Source organism: Collimonas sp. OK412 (genome assembly GCF_900112135.1).
Lineage (GTDB): Bacteria > Pseudomonadota > Gammaproteobacteria > Burkholderiales > Burkholderiaceae_D > Collimonas > Collimonas rhizosphaerae.
The window spans coordinates 35,335-50,521 of sequence record NZ_FOLC01000010.1; the positions used below are offsets into that span (position 1 = coordinate 35,335).

At 60.6% G+C, this 15,187-nt stretch carries 14 protein-coding genes; 6 read left to right on the top strand and 8 right to left on the bottom strand.

The window, feature by feature from the left end; translation table 11 throughout:
* Window positions 1-43 precede the first annotated feature (43 nt).
* The gene (locus BM062_RS12430; RefSeq protein WP_092353619.1) at window positions 44-370 is read left to right on the top strand and encodes an NAD(P) transhydrogenase subunit alpha part 2; all 327 of its coding nucleotides are present in this window, start codon (window positions 44-46) and stop codon (window positions 368-370) included.
* A complete protein-coding gene (locus BM062_RS12435) occupies window positions 367-1,803 on the top strand; it encodes an NAD(P)(+) transhydrogenase (Re/Si-specific) subunit beta (protein WP_092397252.1) in 1,437 nt (478 codons plus the stop codon). Before BM062_RS12430 ends, BM062_RS12435 begins: the two co-directional genes overlap by 4 nt.
* Window positions 1,804-1,879: 76 nt before the next feature.
* On the opposite strand, the gene BM062_RS12440 is transcribed toward BM062_RS12435, so the two are convergent.
* The 5 genes from BM062_RS12440 to BM062_RS12460 are packed head-to-tail and all read right to left on the bottom strand — an operon-like array spanning window position 1,880 to window position 6,879.
* Window positions 1,880-3,049 carry a UbiH/UbiF/VisC/COQ6 family ubiquinone biosynthesis hydroxylase gene (locus BM062_RS12440; protein ID WP_092397254.1) on the bottom strand — a complete coding sequence of 390 codons (1,170 nt, stop codon included), beginning with the start codon at window positions 3,047-3,049 and terminating at the stop codon, window positions 1,880-1,882.
* The gene (locus tag BM062_RS12445) at window positions 3,046-3,699 is read right to left on the bottom strand and encodes an HAD family hydrolase (RefSeq protein ID WP_092397256.1); all 654 of its coding nucleotides are present in this window, start codon (window positions 3,697-3,699) and stop codon (window positions 3,046-3,048) included. The genes BM062_RS12440 and BM062_RS12445 overlap by 4 nt, the downstream gene beginning before the upstream one ends.
* 5 nt (window positions 3,700-3,704) lie before the next feature.
* A complete protein-coding gene (locus BM062_RS12450; RefSeq protein WP_092397258.1) occupies window positions 3,705-5,045 on the bottom strand; it encodes an aminopeptidase P N-terminal domain-containing protein in 1,341 nt (446 codons plus the stop codon).
* Window positions 5,046-5,096: 51 nt separating this feature from the next.
* On the bottom strand, window positions 5,097-5,804 hold the full coding sequence (murU, locus tag BM062_RS12455; RefSeq protein ID WP_092397260.1) for an N-acetylmuramate alpha-1-phosphate uridylyltransferase MurU: 708 nt from the start codon (window positions 5,802-5,804) through the stop codon (window positions 5,097-5,099).
* A gap of 22 nt (window positions 5,805-5,826) precedes the next feature.
* On the bottom strand, window positions 5,827-6,879 hold the full coding sequence (locus BM062_RS12460; protein ID WP_092397262.1) for an aminoglycoside phosphotransferase family protein: 1,053 nt from the start codon (window positions 6,877-6,879) through the stop codon (window positions 5,827-5,829).
* Window positions 6,880-7,106: 227 nt separating this feature from the next.
* Here BM062_RS12460 and BM062_RS12465 point away from each other — a divergent pair, with 227 nt between their 5' ends.
* The 4 genes from BM062_RS12465 to rsmA all read left to right on the top strand — a co-directional run bounded on the left by BM062_RS12465 (window position 7,107) and on the right by rsmA (window position 12,836).
* Window positions 7,107-9,446: an LPS-assembly protein LptD gene (locus BM062_RS12465; RefSeq protein WP_254785052.1), complete on the top strand. Its 2,340-nt coding sequence runs from the start codon at window positions 7,107-7,109 to the stop codon at window positions 9,444-9,446.
* 68 nt (window positions 9,447-9,514) lie between these two features.
* Window positions 9,515-10,879, top strand: a complete 1,365-nt coding sequence (locus BM062_RS12470; protein WP_254785053.1) for a peptidylprolyl isomerase — start codon at window positions 9,515-9,517, stop codon at window positions 10,877-10,879.
* Window positions 10,880-10,912: 33 nt separating this feature from the next.
* Window positions 10,913-11,989 (top strand): 4-hydroxythreonine-4-phosphate dehydrogenase PdxA, encoded by a 1,077-nt coding sequence (pdxA, locus tag BM062_RS12475; protein WP_092397268.1) that lies wholly within the window; start codon window positions 10,913-10,915, stop codon window positions 11,987-11,989.
* 73 nt (window positions 11,990-12,062) lie between these two features.
* Window positions 12,063-12,836: a 16S rRNA (adenine(1518)-N(6)/adenine(1519)-N(6))-dimethyltransferase RsmA gene (gene rsmA / locus BM062_RS12480; protein WP_092397270.1), complete on the top strand. Its 774-nt coding sequence runs from the start codon at window positions 12,063-12,065 to the stop codon at window positions 12,834-12,836.
* Window positions 12,837-12,930: 94 nt separating this feature from the next.
* On the opposite strand, the gene gloA is transcribed toward rsmA, so the two are convergent.
* The 3 genes from gloA to BM062_RS12495 all read right to left on the bottom strand — a co-directional run bounded on the left by gloA (window position 12,931) and on the right by BM062_RS12495 (window position 15,128).
* Window positions 12,931-13,341 (bottom strand): lactoylglutathione lyase, encoded by a 411-nt coding sequence (gene gloA / locus BM062_RS12485; protein ID WP_092397272.1) that lies wholly within the window; start codon window positions 13,339-13,341, stop codon window positions 12,931-12,933.
* A gap of 87 nt (window positions 13,342-13,428) precedes the next feature.
* Window positions 13,429-14,328 (bottom strand): M48 family metallopeptidase, encoded by a 900-nt coding sequence (locus tag BM062_RS12490; RefSeq protein WP_175500985.1) that lies wholly within the window; start codon window positions 14,326-14,328, stop codon window positions 13,429-13,431.
* A gap of 56 nt (window positions 14,329-14,384) precedes the next feature.
* Window positions 14,385-15,128, bottom strand: coding sequence for a lysophospholipid acyltransferase family protein (locus BM062_RS12495; protein ID WP_092397276.1), 744 nt, complete (start codon window positions 15,126-15,128; stop codon window positions 14,385-14,387).
* Window positions 15,129-15,187: the final 59 nt, after the last annotated feature.

Here is a 15,187-nt window from a genome sequence, read left to right on the forward strand (position 1 = left end):
ACTGGGCAAATCGGCAACGCTGTCCTTCTATCAAGGGGAAACCATGGAAGTCACGCACACCATCACCAACCTGATCATTTTCGTACTGGCGATCTACGTCGGCTACCACGTGGTCTGGACCGTCACACCGGCATTGCATACGCCGTTGATGGCGGTCACCAACGCCATTTCGGCCATCATCATCATCGGCGCCATGCTGGCGGCCGGCCTGACCGAAGGCATCGTCGGCCAGGTCGCCGGCACGCTGGCGGTGGCGCTGGCAGCCGTCAATGTATTCGGCGGCTTCCTGGTGACCCAGCGCATGCTGGAAATGTTCAAGAAAAAAGAGCCTAAGGCAAAACCTGCCGCAAAAGAGGGAGCGCAGCAATGAGCATGAACCTGGTGACCTTGTTGTACCTGATCGCCTCGGTCTGCTTCATCCAGGCGCTCAAGGGTTTGTCGCATCCGTCTTCGGCGCGGCGCGGTAATGTCTTCGGCATGAGCGGCATGGCGATTGCGGTCGTCACCACGATCGCCCTGATCGTCAAGCTGAAGGCCGAATCGCAGGGCGCCGGCCTCGGCTTCTGGCTGGTGGCCGGCGGCGTGGTGGTGGGCGGCGGCATCGGCGCCATGCTGGCCAAGCGGGTAGAGATGACCAAGATGCCGGAACTGGTGGCGGCGATGCACTCGCTGATCGGCCTGGCAGCGGTGTGTATCGCGGTGGCCGCGGTGTCCGAGCCTTGGGCTTTCGGCATTGCCGCGCACGGCGAGGCGCTGCCTGTCGGCAACCGCATCGAACTGTTCATCGGCACCTTCGTCGGCGCGATTACCTTCTCCGGTTCGGTGATCGCTTTCGGCAAATTGTCGGGCAAGTATAAATTCCGCCTGTTCCAGGGCGCGCCGGTGAGTTTCCGCGGACAGCATTTCATCAACCTGCTGCTGGCCGTGGCAATGCTGGGACTGGGGCTGATCTTTGTGCTGACGCAGTCCTGGCTGCCCTTCATCCTGATGACCATCATCGCGTTTGCGCTGGGCGTGTTGATCATTATCCCGATCGGCGGCGCCGACATGCCGGTGGTGGTGTCGATGCTCAACAGCTATTCAGGCTGGGCCGCTGCCGGCATCGGTTTTTCTCTGAACAACTCGATGCTGATCATCGCCGGTTCGCTGGTCGGCTCGAGCGGTGCGATCCTGTCTTACATCATGTGCAAGGCGATGAACCGTTCGTTCTTCAACGTGATCCTGGGCGGCTTCGGCGGCGACGCTGCTGCTGCGACATCGGCTGGCGCACAGGCCCAGCGCCCGGTGAAATCCGGCTCAGCTGACGATGCTTCGTTCCTGCTGGGGAATGCCGAAACCGTCATCATCGTTCCCGGCTACGGCCTGGCGGTGGCGCGTGCCCAGCATGCATTGATGGAGCTGGCTGAAAAGCTGTCGCACAAGGGTGTCATCGTCAAGTTTGCGATTCACCCGGTGGCGGGGCGCATGCCAGGCCACATGAACGTGCTGCTGGCGGAGGCCGAAGTGCCGTACGACCAGGTGTTCGAGATGGAAGACATCAACAGCGAATTCGCGCAGGCCGATGTGGTGCTGGTGCTGGGCGCCAACGACGTCGTCAATCCGGCTGCCAAGGATCCGAAGTCATCGATTGCCGGCATGCCTATCCTGGAAGCGTACAAAGCCAAGACCGTGATCGTCAACAAGCGTTCGATGGCCTCGGGCTATGCCGGGCTGGACAACGAACTGTTCTATATGGACAAGACCATGATGGTGTTCGGCGACGCCAAGAAGGTGATTGAAGATATGGCTAAGGCGATCGAGTAAGCGTCGGCTGTCCTTGTAAAAAAGCCGCGGCAGGTAAAACTGCCGCGGCTTTTTTTATCGTGCGGCAGGCGCGGATTCAGCGCCTTCCGAACATCATTTGCTGCGCCAGCAAGCGCCTGGCCGGTTTCACCACGTCGACCAGCCCGAGCGACAGGCCGAGCAGGGTTTGCGACAGCGCGCCGTCGGGGGCGCTGGCGAAGATCCGCGCCATGACGTCGGTGAGATGTATCGTCAGGCTCCGGTCTGCCTGCCTGGCGGCGGTAAACCGCAGCAGCGTATCGGGCTCCGTGCCGCCGGCCAGCAGGCGCGCCAGGACCGCGGCATCGCGCAGGCCCAGGTTCAATCCCTGGCCGGCAACCGGATGCAGGGTTTGCGCGGCGTTGCCGATGGCGACGGTCCTGGCGGACGCTGCCGGGCGTGCATTCAAGCCCAATGGAAAACTGTTGCGCGCCGAGGTTTTGGTAAAGCGCCCGAGCCGGCCGCCGAAAGCTTCCGCCAGCGCCGCCAGGAACGCCGCATCGTCCAGCGCCAGCAGCTGGCTGGCGGTAGCGGGGCGCACGCACCATACCAAGGCGTAGTTGTTGCCCTGGCCGTCGTCTTGCGGCAGCAGCGCCAGCGGCCCTTGGTCGGTAAACCGCTCAAACGCGCGGTGCGCAATCGGCGCGCTGCCCTGGACATGGGCGACGATGCCGATCTGCTCGTAATCGCGCTGCAGCGACTTGTCGTCCTGGGCGCCGAACAGGCCGCCCTCGGCTTGCACCAGCAATTTACTGCGCAACGCACGGCCGTCGGACAATTGCAGCTCTACGCAGTCTTCCTGCTCGGTGCTGGCGCTGACCTGCGCCGGCCTCAGCAACTGCACGCCCGCCAACGCCGGTAGTGCCGCCAACGCGGTCACCAGGGTTCCGTAACGCGTGACATAGCCAAGCGCCGGCAGCTGGAATTCTTCGCGCTGGATCAACGTGCGGCCGAAATGCGCGCGGCGCGACACATGGATCTGGTGGATGGCGGTGGCGGCAACCGGCCAGGCGCCGATCTCTTGCAGTATCTGGCGGCTGCCGTAGGACAGCGCCAGGGAGCGCGGATCCTGGCGTGCCTGCTCGACTGTCTTGGCGTCGATGAGGGCAATGCGGTCGGCTGCCACGCCGCGTTTCACCAGCAAGGCCGCCATGCTCAAGCCGACCGGGCCGGCGCCGCAGATGGCGATGTCGGCGTCGGTCCGAGGCTGGTCGATATGCTCGCTCATGCCGGCAAACCCCACGCACGCAATTGCGCTGCGGTCGATTCGGGAGATGTGTGGTGGATGGCGCGCCAGCCGAGCGCACGCGCAGCGTCGGCGTTGCGCTGGACGTCGTCGATGAACACCAGGTGTTCCGCTTGTGCGCCGGGATAGTGCTTGCGGATGCGCTCCAGCATGCGTTGATAAATGCGCGTATCCGGTTTGACCAGTTTTTCCTCGCCGGACACCAGTACATCCTTGAAGCGCTGGAGGACGGGCTGGAACGGATGGGTCTTGCGGGCATAGGGAAAAGTTTCGGCCGACCAGTTGGTCAGGGCGTACAGCGGCACGCCGGCTGTTTCCAGCGCCTCGAAAATCGCCATGCCTTCTGCCAGCGTACCGTTCAGCATTTCGGTCCAGCGTGCGTAAAAGGCATGGATCAATTGTGCGTGGCCAGGATGGCGCTCGCTGAGCGTTGCAGTCGCTTCGCTTAACGGGCGGCCGCCATCTTGCTGGAGATTCCATTCGCCGTTGCAGATGTTGGCGAGGAACCATTTGCGTTCGGCCTCATCGGCGATCAGCTTGCGGTAAAGGTAATCCGGGTTCCAGTCGAAAAGAACGCCGCCGAGGTCGAACACGACGATGGTGGGCGTTGCCGCTGTTTTTGCCGTTGCCATGGACGTCACTTGCGCATCAATGCTTCGATCTCGGCCACCGATGTCGGCACGCCGCTGGTCAGGTTCAGGTTGCCGTCGGCGGTGACCAGGATATCGTCTTCGATGCGGATGCCGATGTTCCAGTATTGCTCCGGCACGCCCTCGGCCGGACGCACGTAGATGCCTGGCTCGACCGTGGTGACCATGCCGGGCTGCAGCTTGCGCCACGGTTTTTGCTGGCCCTCGGGAGCCGCTTCGCCGGGTTCACGGTAGGCGCCGACGTCATGCACGTCAAGGCCGATCCAGTGGCCGGTGCTGTGCATGTAGAACTGGCGGTAATCGCCTTTTGCAATCACGTCGTCGAGCGTGCCGCTCTTGTTCTTGTCGAGCAGGCCGGTATCCAGCATGCCTTGCGCCAGCACCCGCAGCGCCGCGTTGTGGCCATCGATGAAGCGCTGTCCCGGCCGGGTGGCCGCGATCGCCGCGTGCTGCGCCGCCAGCACGATTTCATACAAGGTTTTTTGCGGGCCGGAGAATATCCCGTTGGCGGGAAAGGTGCGGGTGATGTCGGAAGCGTAGCTTTCGAACTCGCAGCCAGCGTCGATCAGCACCAGGTCGCCGTCCTTCAGCTCGGTGTTGCCGGCGCGGTAGTGCAGCACGCAGGCGTTGGCGCCGGTAGCGACGATCGAGGTATAGGCGGGCGATTCGGCGCCGTTGCTGCGGAATTCATGCAGGATTTCCGCTTCCAGATGGTACTCGCGCAAGCCGGGGCGCGCTATGCGCATGGCGCGGCAATGGGCGCCGGCGGCAATGTGCCCCGAGCGCTGCATGATCGCGTGCTCTCCGGCGTCCTTGAACAGGCGCATCTCGGCCAGCAGCGGATCCAGGCTGTGGATGGTGGCCGGCGCGCTGATGCCGACGCGGGCCTGCCCGCCCAGCTTGTTGAGCCAGCCTTGCAGCTGGGCGTCGCGGTTGGCTTGTTTGCCCAGCGAGTAAAAGATCGCCGGCGCATCCGCCAGCAGCTTCGGCATTTCTTCGTCGATAGCGTCGATCGCATAGGCGGCGTCGAAACCGAGCTGTTCGCGCGCGGCGGCCGGGCCGAAACGGAAGCCATCCCAGATTTCCCGCTCCAGGTTTTTTTCGCGGCAGAACAAGACCGTCTTGGGATCCTTGCCGGCCACCAGCACGATCACGGCGTCCGGTTCGGTGAAGCCGGACAGGTAATAGAAACTGCTGTCGTGGCGGTAGGGGAAGTCGGAATCGGCGTTGCGTGCGGCTTCGGGCGCGGTCGAGATAATGGCGACGCCGCCGCCCATGGCCTGCATTTGCGCAATCAGTTTGCTGCGGCGTGTGCTGTAAGGAGTCATGCTGGCGTCTTTCTGGAATAGGTTGGGTTGCTGCCGCTTATGTATTGACGATTACAGCGGCGCGTTCAGTTGGTTCAAGCGTTCGATGGTGCCGACATCGGTCCAGTCGCCGCGATACACTTCGCCGCCGATCTGGCCGCGTGCCGCGTATTCGCGCAGCAAGGTCACCAGTTTTTCGGACTGGCCGGGGCTGACGGTGTCGAACATGGCTGGACGATACACCCCGATGCCGGAATAGGTGTAGGTCTGGCCGGCTTCGCCGTCGTTGCTGACGGAAAAACTATGCAGGCCGAAATCCCCTTGCGGATGATGGACCGGGTTTTTCACCAGGTAGAGCCAGGCGTTGTCGCGCTTGTCCGCTGCATAGGGCTGGCCCCAGATGTCATTGTCTTCCAGCGTATTCTTGACTTGCTCGAAATTGAAATGCGGGCAATAGACATCGCCCGCAATCGCCACGAACGGCGCTTCGCCCAGCAGGTGACGGGCGTTGGCGATGCCGCCGGCGGTTTCCAGCGCCACGGCTTCCGGCGAGTAGGCGATGGTGGCGCCGAATTTGCTGCCGTCGCCGAGCGCATCTTCGATCATCTGCCCCAGGTGGGCGTGGTTGATGACGATTTCGGTGATGCCGGCGCGCACCAGGTTGACGATGTGCCAGACGATCAGCGCCCGGCCGCGGACCTTGAGCAGGGGCTTGGGAAGGGTGTCGGTCAGCGGGCGCATGCGCTCTCCGCGGCCGGCGGCAAAAATCATGGCTTTCATGGATGTTTTACCCGGGTTGCCATCAGAACGTATAACCGACTTGCACAGCCTTGTCTTCCAGCTTGTCCAGCAAACGCACCAGCGGAATCAGTTCGCGGTAGCGCAATGCCGTCTTGCGGACGTAGTCCATGACCAGCGGGATGTCTTTCAGGTAGGCTTCCTTGCCGTCGCGGTGATGCAGGCGCGCGAACAGGCCAAGGATTTTCAGGTGGCGCTGCAGCCCCATGTATTCGAAATCGCGGTAGAAGGTGTCGATGTCGGTCGCGACCGGCAGGCCGGCGCGTTTGGCGCGTTCCCAGTAACGGATCATCCAGTCGAGCACTTGCGCTTCCTCCCACTGGATGTAGACATCGCGCAGCAGCGAAACGATATCGTAGGTGATCGGGCCGTACAGCGCGCCCTGGAAATCCAGCACGCCGGGATTGCCGCTTGGCAGCACCATCAGGTTGCGCGAATGGTAATCGCGATGGATGAATACCTGCGGCTGCGCCAGGTTGTTGGCCAGGATGGCGTCGAATACCTTGTTCAGGTCCGCGGTTTGCTGGTCGGTCAGGGTTGCCTTCAGGTGCTTGCCCAGGTACCACTCGGGGAATATTTGCAATTCTCGCAACAGGAAGGCGCGGTCGTATTCGGGCAATACGTCCGGCCGGCTTTTGGTTTGCAGCAGCACCAGGGCGTCGATGGCATCCATGTATAGCGCCGGCGCGCTGTCGTCATTCAATTGCTGCAGGTAAGTCGTGGAGCCGAGGTCGGACAGCAGCAGGAAGCCGCGTTCGAGGTCTTGCGCCAGGATTGCCGGCACCGACAGGCCGATGCCGGCAAACAGCCCGGCAATTTCGATGAACGGCCGCACGTCTTCTTGCGGCGGCGGCGCGTCCATGACAATCAGGGTCTTGGCCCCGACTGTTCCTGGAGCGGCCGTGTCGATTCTGAAATAACGCCGGAAACTGGCGTCGGCAGAGGCAGGGCGGAGGGTTGACGGGACGGTTGGCACGGCGTCAAGCGCAGTTAGCCATTCGACAATTTGGGTCTGGCGCAGATCGGGCAGGGCAGGGGCAGACGGTGACAAAGGCATTGAGCAATCCAGTATTACGGTTATCGGTGGTGAGTTCCCATATAATAAGGGATTAAATTCAAAAAATCGCCTGCTATGGTGTTTGCCAAATTCATTTCATGACCCGGTCCTCCTCAGCGCTTCCTAAGCAATTCCAGTCATGTTCAGGTCGGGCCGCGTTCGGTCGGGCCGCGCTCGGTCGGGCCGCTCCAGGCCGGGCCGCGTCCCAGTTGCCTGCCTTGCGGCGCATGACTATCCTGGTGGCTTCGGTCGTCGCGGCAGCGTACATGCCAATGTGGGCATGGGCGCAAACGACCGAAACGGTCACGCCGGCCGTTCCCACCACGCAAAACAGCATCAAGCCGCCGCGTGTCAACGATAGCGACGCGCCGACCACGGTTGAGGCCGAGCAGATGACCGGCCGGCCGGACCGGCTGATCAACCTGGATAACGACGTGGACATGACGCGCGGCCAGACCAACGTCAAGTCTGACAAGGCGACCTACCGGATTGTCGAAAACGAGGCGGAAGCCCACGGCTGCGTGCGCATGAACCGCTACGGCGACAAATACACCGGCGACGATCTCAAGCTGAATATGGATTCGGGGCAAGGTTTCCTGACGAATCCGACATACTGGTTCAAGGCCAATGACGGCCACGGCAGCGCGGAACGCATCGATTTTATCGACGAGGACAAGTCAAAAGTCATCACCGGCACCTACACTACCTGCCCGAGCACCAAGCCGGACTGGTATATCAAGTCGAGTACGCTGGATGTCGACAGCGGGCTGGGCGAGGGGACTGCCCATAACGGCGTGCTGTATTTCAAGAGCGTGCCCATCCTTGCTTCGCCGATCCTGTCTTTCCCATTGTCGAACGACCGCCAGTCAGGCGTGCTGCCGCCGATCATAGGGACCACCAATAACGGCGGCTTCGAGTTCAACCTGCCTTATTATTTCAATATCGCCCCTAACCGCGACTTGACGCTGTACCCCAACATCATCACCCAGCGCGGTCTGCAGATGGGCGGCGACGCCCGCTACATAGGGGATGGCTATAGCGGCCAGACCAAGATCGAGTATCTGCCCGACGACAAGCTGACCAAGACCAATCGTTATGCCGTGCAGTCGATTCATCTGCAGACGCTGGCGCCTGGTTTCACCATGGGCTGGAATGTCAACTTCGCCTCGGACAATAATTATCCCGACGATTTTTCGCGTTCGATTACCCAAAGTTCTACCCGGACCCTGAATCGGGAATTCGATTTGAACTATACCGGTTCATTCTGGAACGTGGCAGCGCTGGCATCGCGCTATCAGGTATTGCAGGATTTCGATTCCAATGGAAATCCGACGCTCAGCCGCCCCTATGACCGCCTGCCTCAAGTCACCCTCAATGCAGGCAAGCAGGATATTTACGGGTTTGACTGGAACGTGACCGCGCAATACACCCGCTTCAGGAATGGCCAATACGATTTTCCGCAAGGCAGCGGCACCACATATACCAGCAGCACCTTGCTGCCATTGGGCGGCGAGCGCATCTATATCAATCCGCAGCTTTCTTACCCGATCATTCGCCCCGGCTATTTCATCACGCCAAAGATCCAGCTGGATGCAACCTCCTATAACATCTCGCCGAATAAATTCGACATACCGAATCCGATTCCGGCGGGCCAAACCCCCTTGGGAAATAGTTATAGCCGGGTACTGCCAACCTTCTCGCTGGACAGCGGTTTGATTTTCGAGCGCGACGCAAAGTTTTTCGGCAACCCGATGACGCAGACGCTGGAGCCGCGGCTGTTCTATGTGCGCACGCCTTTCCGTGACCAGAGCCAGTATCCGCTGTTCGACAGCGGTGTCGCCGATTTCAATTTCGCCCAGATCTTTACCGAGAACCGGTATACCGGCCATGACCGTATCGGCGACGCCAACCAGCTGACGGCTGCCGTGATCTCGCGCTTTATCGAAGAGTCCGGCATAGAGCGCTTGCGCCTGGGTATCGGCCAGCGGTTTTATTTCACCCCGCCGCGCGTTTCATTGGGCGGAACTACCGATACGATCACCACCAGCCGTTCGGATCTGCTGCTGTCGGCAGGCGGGCAGGTGACGCAGGCGCTGGGCATCGACAATACGATCCAGTATAGCCAGAGCAATAACCAGTGGGTGCGCGCCAGCTCCAACATCAAGTGGCAGCCGGGCCCGAAAAAAGTCATCAATTTCTCCTATCAGCTGGACCACAATAACGTCGATCCGCTGCTGCTGGACAATAAGTACCTGAAGCAATTCGACCTCTCCGCACAGTGGCCGCTGAGCCGCCGCTGGTACGGCGTGGGCCGCGTCAGTTATTCCCTGCAGGAAAAAACGGTCGGGCAAAGCCTGCTTGGACTTGAGTACAAGGCCGATTGCTGGGTCTTCCGCGTGGTTGGACAACGCACGCCGACCTCGTCAACCCGCACGACTACAGGTATATTCGTGCAACTTGAGTTGAATGGTTTGTCAAGTATCGGCTCCAATCCGATGCAAGCCCTGCGCAGCAGTGTCCCAGGTTATCAGAATGTTAATCAACCCGACTCTTTCATTAGCCGTTGAATCCGTCATTTTTACTTATGAACGTTTTTCCAATTATGCGTAAAACCAATCAAATCCAACTCGCTGCAATGGCATTCTCGCTGTTGTCCGTTACTGCCGGCGGCGCCTTGGCCCAAGCCGCATCGACGACGCCGCCGGCGGTTGCGCCAACTACGGCGCCGGCTGCCAAGCCAGCCGCGGCCAAGGCAAATCCGCAGACCGTGGATGCTATCGTCGCGGTGGTGAACACGGACGTGATTACCCAGCAGGAATTGGCGAAACGCATGAGCGACGTGGTGCAGCGCATGCGCGCCCAGAATATCGAATTGCCGCCGGTTGCCGAGCTGCAAAAACAATTGCTGGAACGCATGATCCTTGAGCGCGCCGAAACGCAGCTGGCGAAAGAAAATGGCTTGTCGGTAGACGATGTCATGCTGGACCGGGCGATCAGCCGGATCGCCGAGCAGAACAAATTGTCGATGGCGGATTTCCAGAAGCAGCTGGCGCAGGACAAGATTCCTTATGCATCTTTCCGCGAAGAAATTCGCCAGGAAATGTTGTTGCAGCGGCTGCGTGAACGTGAAGTCGACAACAAGATCCAGATTTCCGAATCGGAAGTCGACAACTACCTCGCCGCTGAAAGCAGCAACAAGCAAACCGCTCAGGAACTCGACCTGGCGCAGATCCTGGTCCGGGTGCCGGAGAATGCTTCGGCCGAACAGATTGCACAGCGCGCCAAGCGGGCTGAAGAAGCCATGCAGCAAATCAAGTCGGGCGGCAACTTCGCCGCTGTCGCCGCCGCTTATTCCGATGCCAGCGACGCCCTGACCGGCGGCGACATGGGCTGGCGTCCGCAAGACCGCCTGCCGGCGCTGTTTGTGGAAGCCGTCGCGAATCTGAATCCGGGACAGGTATCGAGCATCCTGAAAAGCGCCAACGGCTTTCATATCATCAAGCTGGTGAACAAGCGCGCAGCTGCGGCAGCGGCCGATACTGCCGCGGCGCCGGTCCAGCAGACCCATGTGCGGCATATCCTGATCAAGGTGACGCCAACCGTGACGGCGGCAGAAGCACGCCGCCGCCTGGCCGACCTGAAAGAGCGCATCGACAACAAGGCTGCGACGTTTGAAGAGCTGGCCAAACTGTATTCGAACGATTTGTCGGCTTCCAAGGGCGGCGACCTTGGCTGGGTTTACCCCGGCGACACCGTGCCGGAATTCGAACGCGCGATGGATGGGTTGAAGCCGGGCCAGGTCAGTGATCCGGTCGAATCGCCGTTCGGCTATCACCTGATCCAGGTAGTGGAGCGCAAGGCTAACGACGTATCCAAGGAACGCCAGCGCCTGGCAGCACGGATGGCGATTCGTGAACGCAAGACGGAAGAGGCCGCGAACGAGTGGCTGCGCCAATTGCGTGACCGCACATACGTCGAATACCGTAACGACGACCGTTGATTGCTGTGTACCAGCCAGCCTTGAGGGTAGCGCATGTCTGATCAGCCGGCCGCGCAAGCGGCTGCAACCCCGCTTACATCGCCAAGGCCGATATTGGCCGTCACTTGCGGCGAGCCGGCCGGCATTGGTCCCGAAGTCGCGATCAAGGCCGCCTGGCAGCTGCGCGCCGAAATCAACAGCGTACTGATTGGCGACGCCGCTTTCCTGGCGATGGTCGCCGCCGAGATCGATCCGCAGATCCGGCTCGTGGCGTTGTCGCAGCAAGCCTTGCGCAACAGCGGCCTGCCGAATTTCCCCCATGGCCAGATTGCCGTGATCGACTGTCCCCTGGATGCCCACGTGCAGCCGGGCCAGCTGGACGCGCGCAACGGTCGGGCCGTGCTGCGTACGCTGGATATTGCGATCAGCGGCGCACAGCAGGGGATATTCGACGGCATGGTCACCGCGCCCCTGCAAAAAAGCACGATCAATGACGCCGGGGTGCCATTTACCGGCCATACCGAATACCTTGCCGAAAAAAGCGCGACCGCACAGGTGGTGATGATGCTGGCCACGGACCGGACCACGCCGCCGCTGCGGGTAGCGCTGGCGACCACCCACCTGGCGCTGAAAGATGTCGCCGCAGCGCTCACCTTTGACAGCCTGAGCCGCACCATCGATATCCTGCATGCCGATCTGCAGAAAAAATTCGGCCTGGCGCAGCCGCGCATCCTGGTGACGGGTTTGAATCCGCATGCCGGCGAAGGCGGTTACCTGGGGCGCGAAGAAATCGATATCATCACGCCGGCGCTGCAAGCCGCCAAGGCGCGCGGCATTGCCGTCAGCGGCCCTTATCCGGCCGATACGCTGTTCCAGCAAAAATACCTGGAAGGTGCCGATTGCGTATTGGCGATGTATCACGACCAGGGTTTGCCGGTATTGAAATATGCCAGCTTTGGACACGGCATCAACATCACGCTGGGCTTGCCGTTCATCCGCACTTCGGTGGATCATGGCACTGCGCTCGATCTCGCCGCTGCCGGCCTGGGCCGGGCCGACCATGGCAGCATGCTGGCGGCGCTGAACGTCGCGGCGCAGATGGTGCGGCTGAGTCAATTGAGGAAAGAGTAAGCTGTTGCCTTGGGCCGGCTCTTGAACGCCCGGCCATGGTTGCAGCCTGTCCGCCTCGCAAATAAAGAAAAATATGAAGAACCACATTCCCCGCAAGCGCTTCGGCCAGAATTTCCTGACCGACGACACCGTGCTGTACAACATCATCAGCGCGATAGATCCGCAAGCCGACGACAATATGGTCGAAATCGGACCGGGCCTGGCCGCCATGACACGTTTGCTGCTGGAATCGCTGCGGCAATTGCATGTGGTCGAACTTGACCGCGACCTGGTGGCGCGGCTACAAAAGAATTTTGATCCGGCCCGCTTGCATGTGCATTCCGCCGATGCGCTGAAATTCGATTTCAGCAGCATCCCCCTGGCTGGCGGCCGCAAGTTGCGCGTGGTCGGCAATCTTCCCTACAACATTTCCAGCCCATTGCTGTTCCATCTGGCGCAGATCGCGCCGCAGGTGCAGGACCAGCATTTCATGCTGCAAAAGGAAGTGGTGGAGCGCATGGTCGCTACGCCTGGCAGCAAGGCGTTCGGCCGCCTGTCGGTGATGCTGCAATGGCGCTACGACATGCAGCTGATGTTTATCGTGCCGCCGACTGCATTCGACCCGCCGCCGAAAGTGGAGTCGGCCATCGTGCGCATGATTCCAATCGCCCAGCCCCTGGCTTGCGACCAGAAAAAACTGGAAGATGTCGTACTCAAGGCGTTCACGCAAAGACGCAAGGTGATCAGGAACTGCCTGGCCGGCATGTTTACCGAAAATGACTTGATCGATGCGGGCGTCAATCCGCAGGCGCGGCCTGAAACCGTGTCGATGGAGTTGTTCGTGGCGCTGGCGAACCGCCTGCCCTGATTTTCCTGGATGTTCCTTCCTTCAGCCTTGAACGAAGGAACATCGATTCAATTTGGCCGGATTCGCCACGGCCTTATCTTTTGTGTCGCTCGGTCTATAAAGCGGCGCTGGCGGAAACGCCATCCTTGCGTTCGATCAGTTCAATTTTATAGCCGTCGGGATCCTGCACAAAGGCGATGACGGTGCTGCCTCCCTTCACCGGTCCTGCTTCCCGCGTCACGTTGCCGCCTTGCGCCTTGACGTCGGCACAGGCTTTGTAGGCATCTTCCACGGCCACCGCCAGGTGCCCGAACGCCGTGCCCTGGTCGTAGCTGTCGACGCCGTAGTTATAAGTCAGCTCCAGTTCGGCGTGGTCGGGATTGCTGCCGTAGCCGACGAACGCCAGCGTGTATTTGTATTCGGGATTATCGTTGGTGCGCAGCAGTTTCATGCCCAGCACCTTGGTGTAAAAATCGATGGAACGCTGCAGGTTGCCGACGCGCAGCATGGTATGGAGGATTCGCATGGTTGTTCTCGATGGTTGGGATGAGAGATGTTGCTCAGGCTTGCGCCGATATTGTAAATCGGCGCAACAAATCGGGCAGCGCTTGCCCTAGAAAACCGGCAAGGTTTCCTGGGCGCTGTCGCGCAGGGTTTTCCTGGCCGTTTCAAATTCGGGGAAAATCGATTGCACCGTGGCCCAGAAACGCGGGCTGTGGTTCATCTCGCGCAAATGCGAGAGCTCATGGGCAATCACATAATCGATCAGCGGCAGCGCAAAATGCATCAGCCGCCAGTTCAGCCGGATCTTGCCTTCCGAAGTGCAGGAGCCCCATTGCGTGGTCGCCGACGACAGCGCAAACGACTGGTAGGTGACGCCGAGTTTTTCGGCATAGATCGGCAGCCGCTCGGCGAATACGCGCTTGGCTTCCAGTTGCAGCCAGCCCAGTACGCGGTCCTTGAGCTGCTGCTCGCCGGCGTCGGCCGGCAGGCAGATGATCAGCTGGCCGCTGGCATCGTCAAAATGGATGCCGGCTTTCTGGGTGGCGTGGATGCGCAGAGTGATGCTGCGCCCCATGTAGGGCAGGGTCTCGCCGTCGCGCCATTGCATTTGCGGCTGCATGCGGCGCGTCGAACGATCTCGGTATTCGCTCAGCTTGGTAAAAATCCAACGTTTCTTTTCGCGGATGGCGGTTTCGATATCGCCCAGGGTCACCCACTTGGGGGCGGTGACGCGCAGGCCGTCGTCGCTGATCAGGAAGCCGATAGAGCGCCGTTTGGAGCGTAGCAGGGTGTAGTCGAGCACATGCTCGCCAAAGCGCAGGCGGCGCTTGCCTGGCGCCAGCGCGGTCGGTTCCTCCGGCGCCGGGGCTAGCGGCTTTGGCCTTGGCAGCGGGCCGGCCGGCGGCGGCGCAACAGGCAGCGTGCTGGCGGCCAGGTCATCGGCAAACAAATCCAGTTGCAGCGCTTGCTGCTGCTGTGCCTTGCCCTGGGGCCGACCATGCGGTCCCAAGCGCGGCTTTGCTGGCTTTTGATGCAATAATTTCAATGGTGTCCAAACTGGAGGGGTTATTGCTGCCTGGAATAAACATGCGGTGAAATCACGCGCATTTCAGATTCTATCCAATTTTCGACTTTCGCCATCAGCTCGCTGCTATCCATGCCTTCCGGAGCAATCGGCTTGCCGATGGAGACGGTGATCAGCCCCGGTTTCTTGATGAAGGAATTCTTCGGCCAGCACTCGCCGGCGTTGTGCGCGATCGGCACCACCACGGTGTTGGTTTCCACCGCCAGGCGGCTGCCGCCGTTCTTGTATTTGCCGGTCTCGCCGACCGGAATCCGCGTGCCTTCCGGGAACATGATGATCCACTGGCCGTCTGCCAGCCGCTTGCGTCCTTGCACCACCACCTGGGCGAAGGCGTCGCGGCCTTTGCTGCGATCGATAGGAATCATGCGCAGCAGGGCGATGCCCCAGCCGAAAAACGGGATATAGGTCAGCGATTTCTTGAACACGAACACCAGTGGGCGCGGCGTCATCTGCAGCAGGAAAATCGTTTCCCAGGCCGATTGGTGCTTGCTCAGCACGACTGCCGGCGCATCGGGGAAATTTTCAAAGCCCTTGACCTGGTAGCGGATGCCGCAAATGACCTTGGCCATCCAGATCACCATGACATTCCAGCGCGCGGTCAGGTAGTAGCGCCGGGCGTAAGGAAAGGGGGCGAACAGGATGCAAGCCATGGACCAGACCACGGTCAGGACAGTCATCAGCAGGAAGAACAGAAGGGAACGTAAAAACAGGGAAAAACGCAACATGCAGACTCCAGGTATTTTTTTCTAAACAAGCGATCTTTTTACGGGGCCGGGCCATCCGC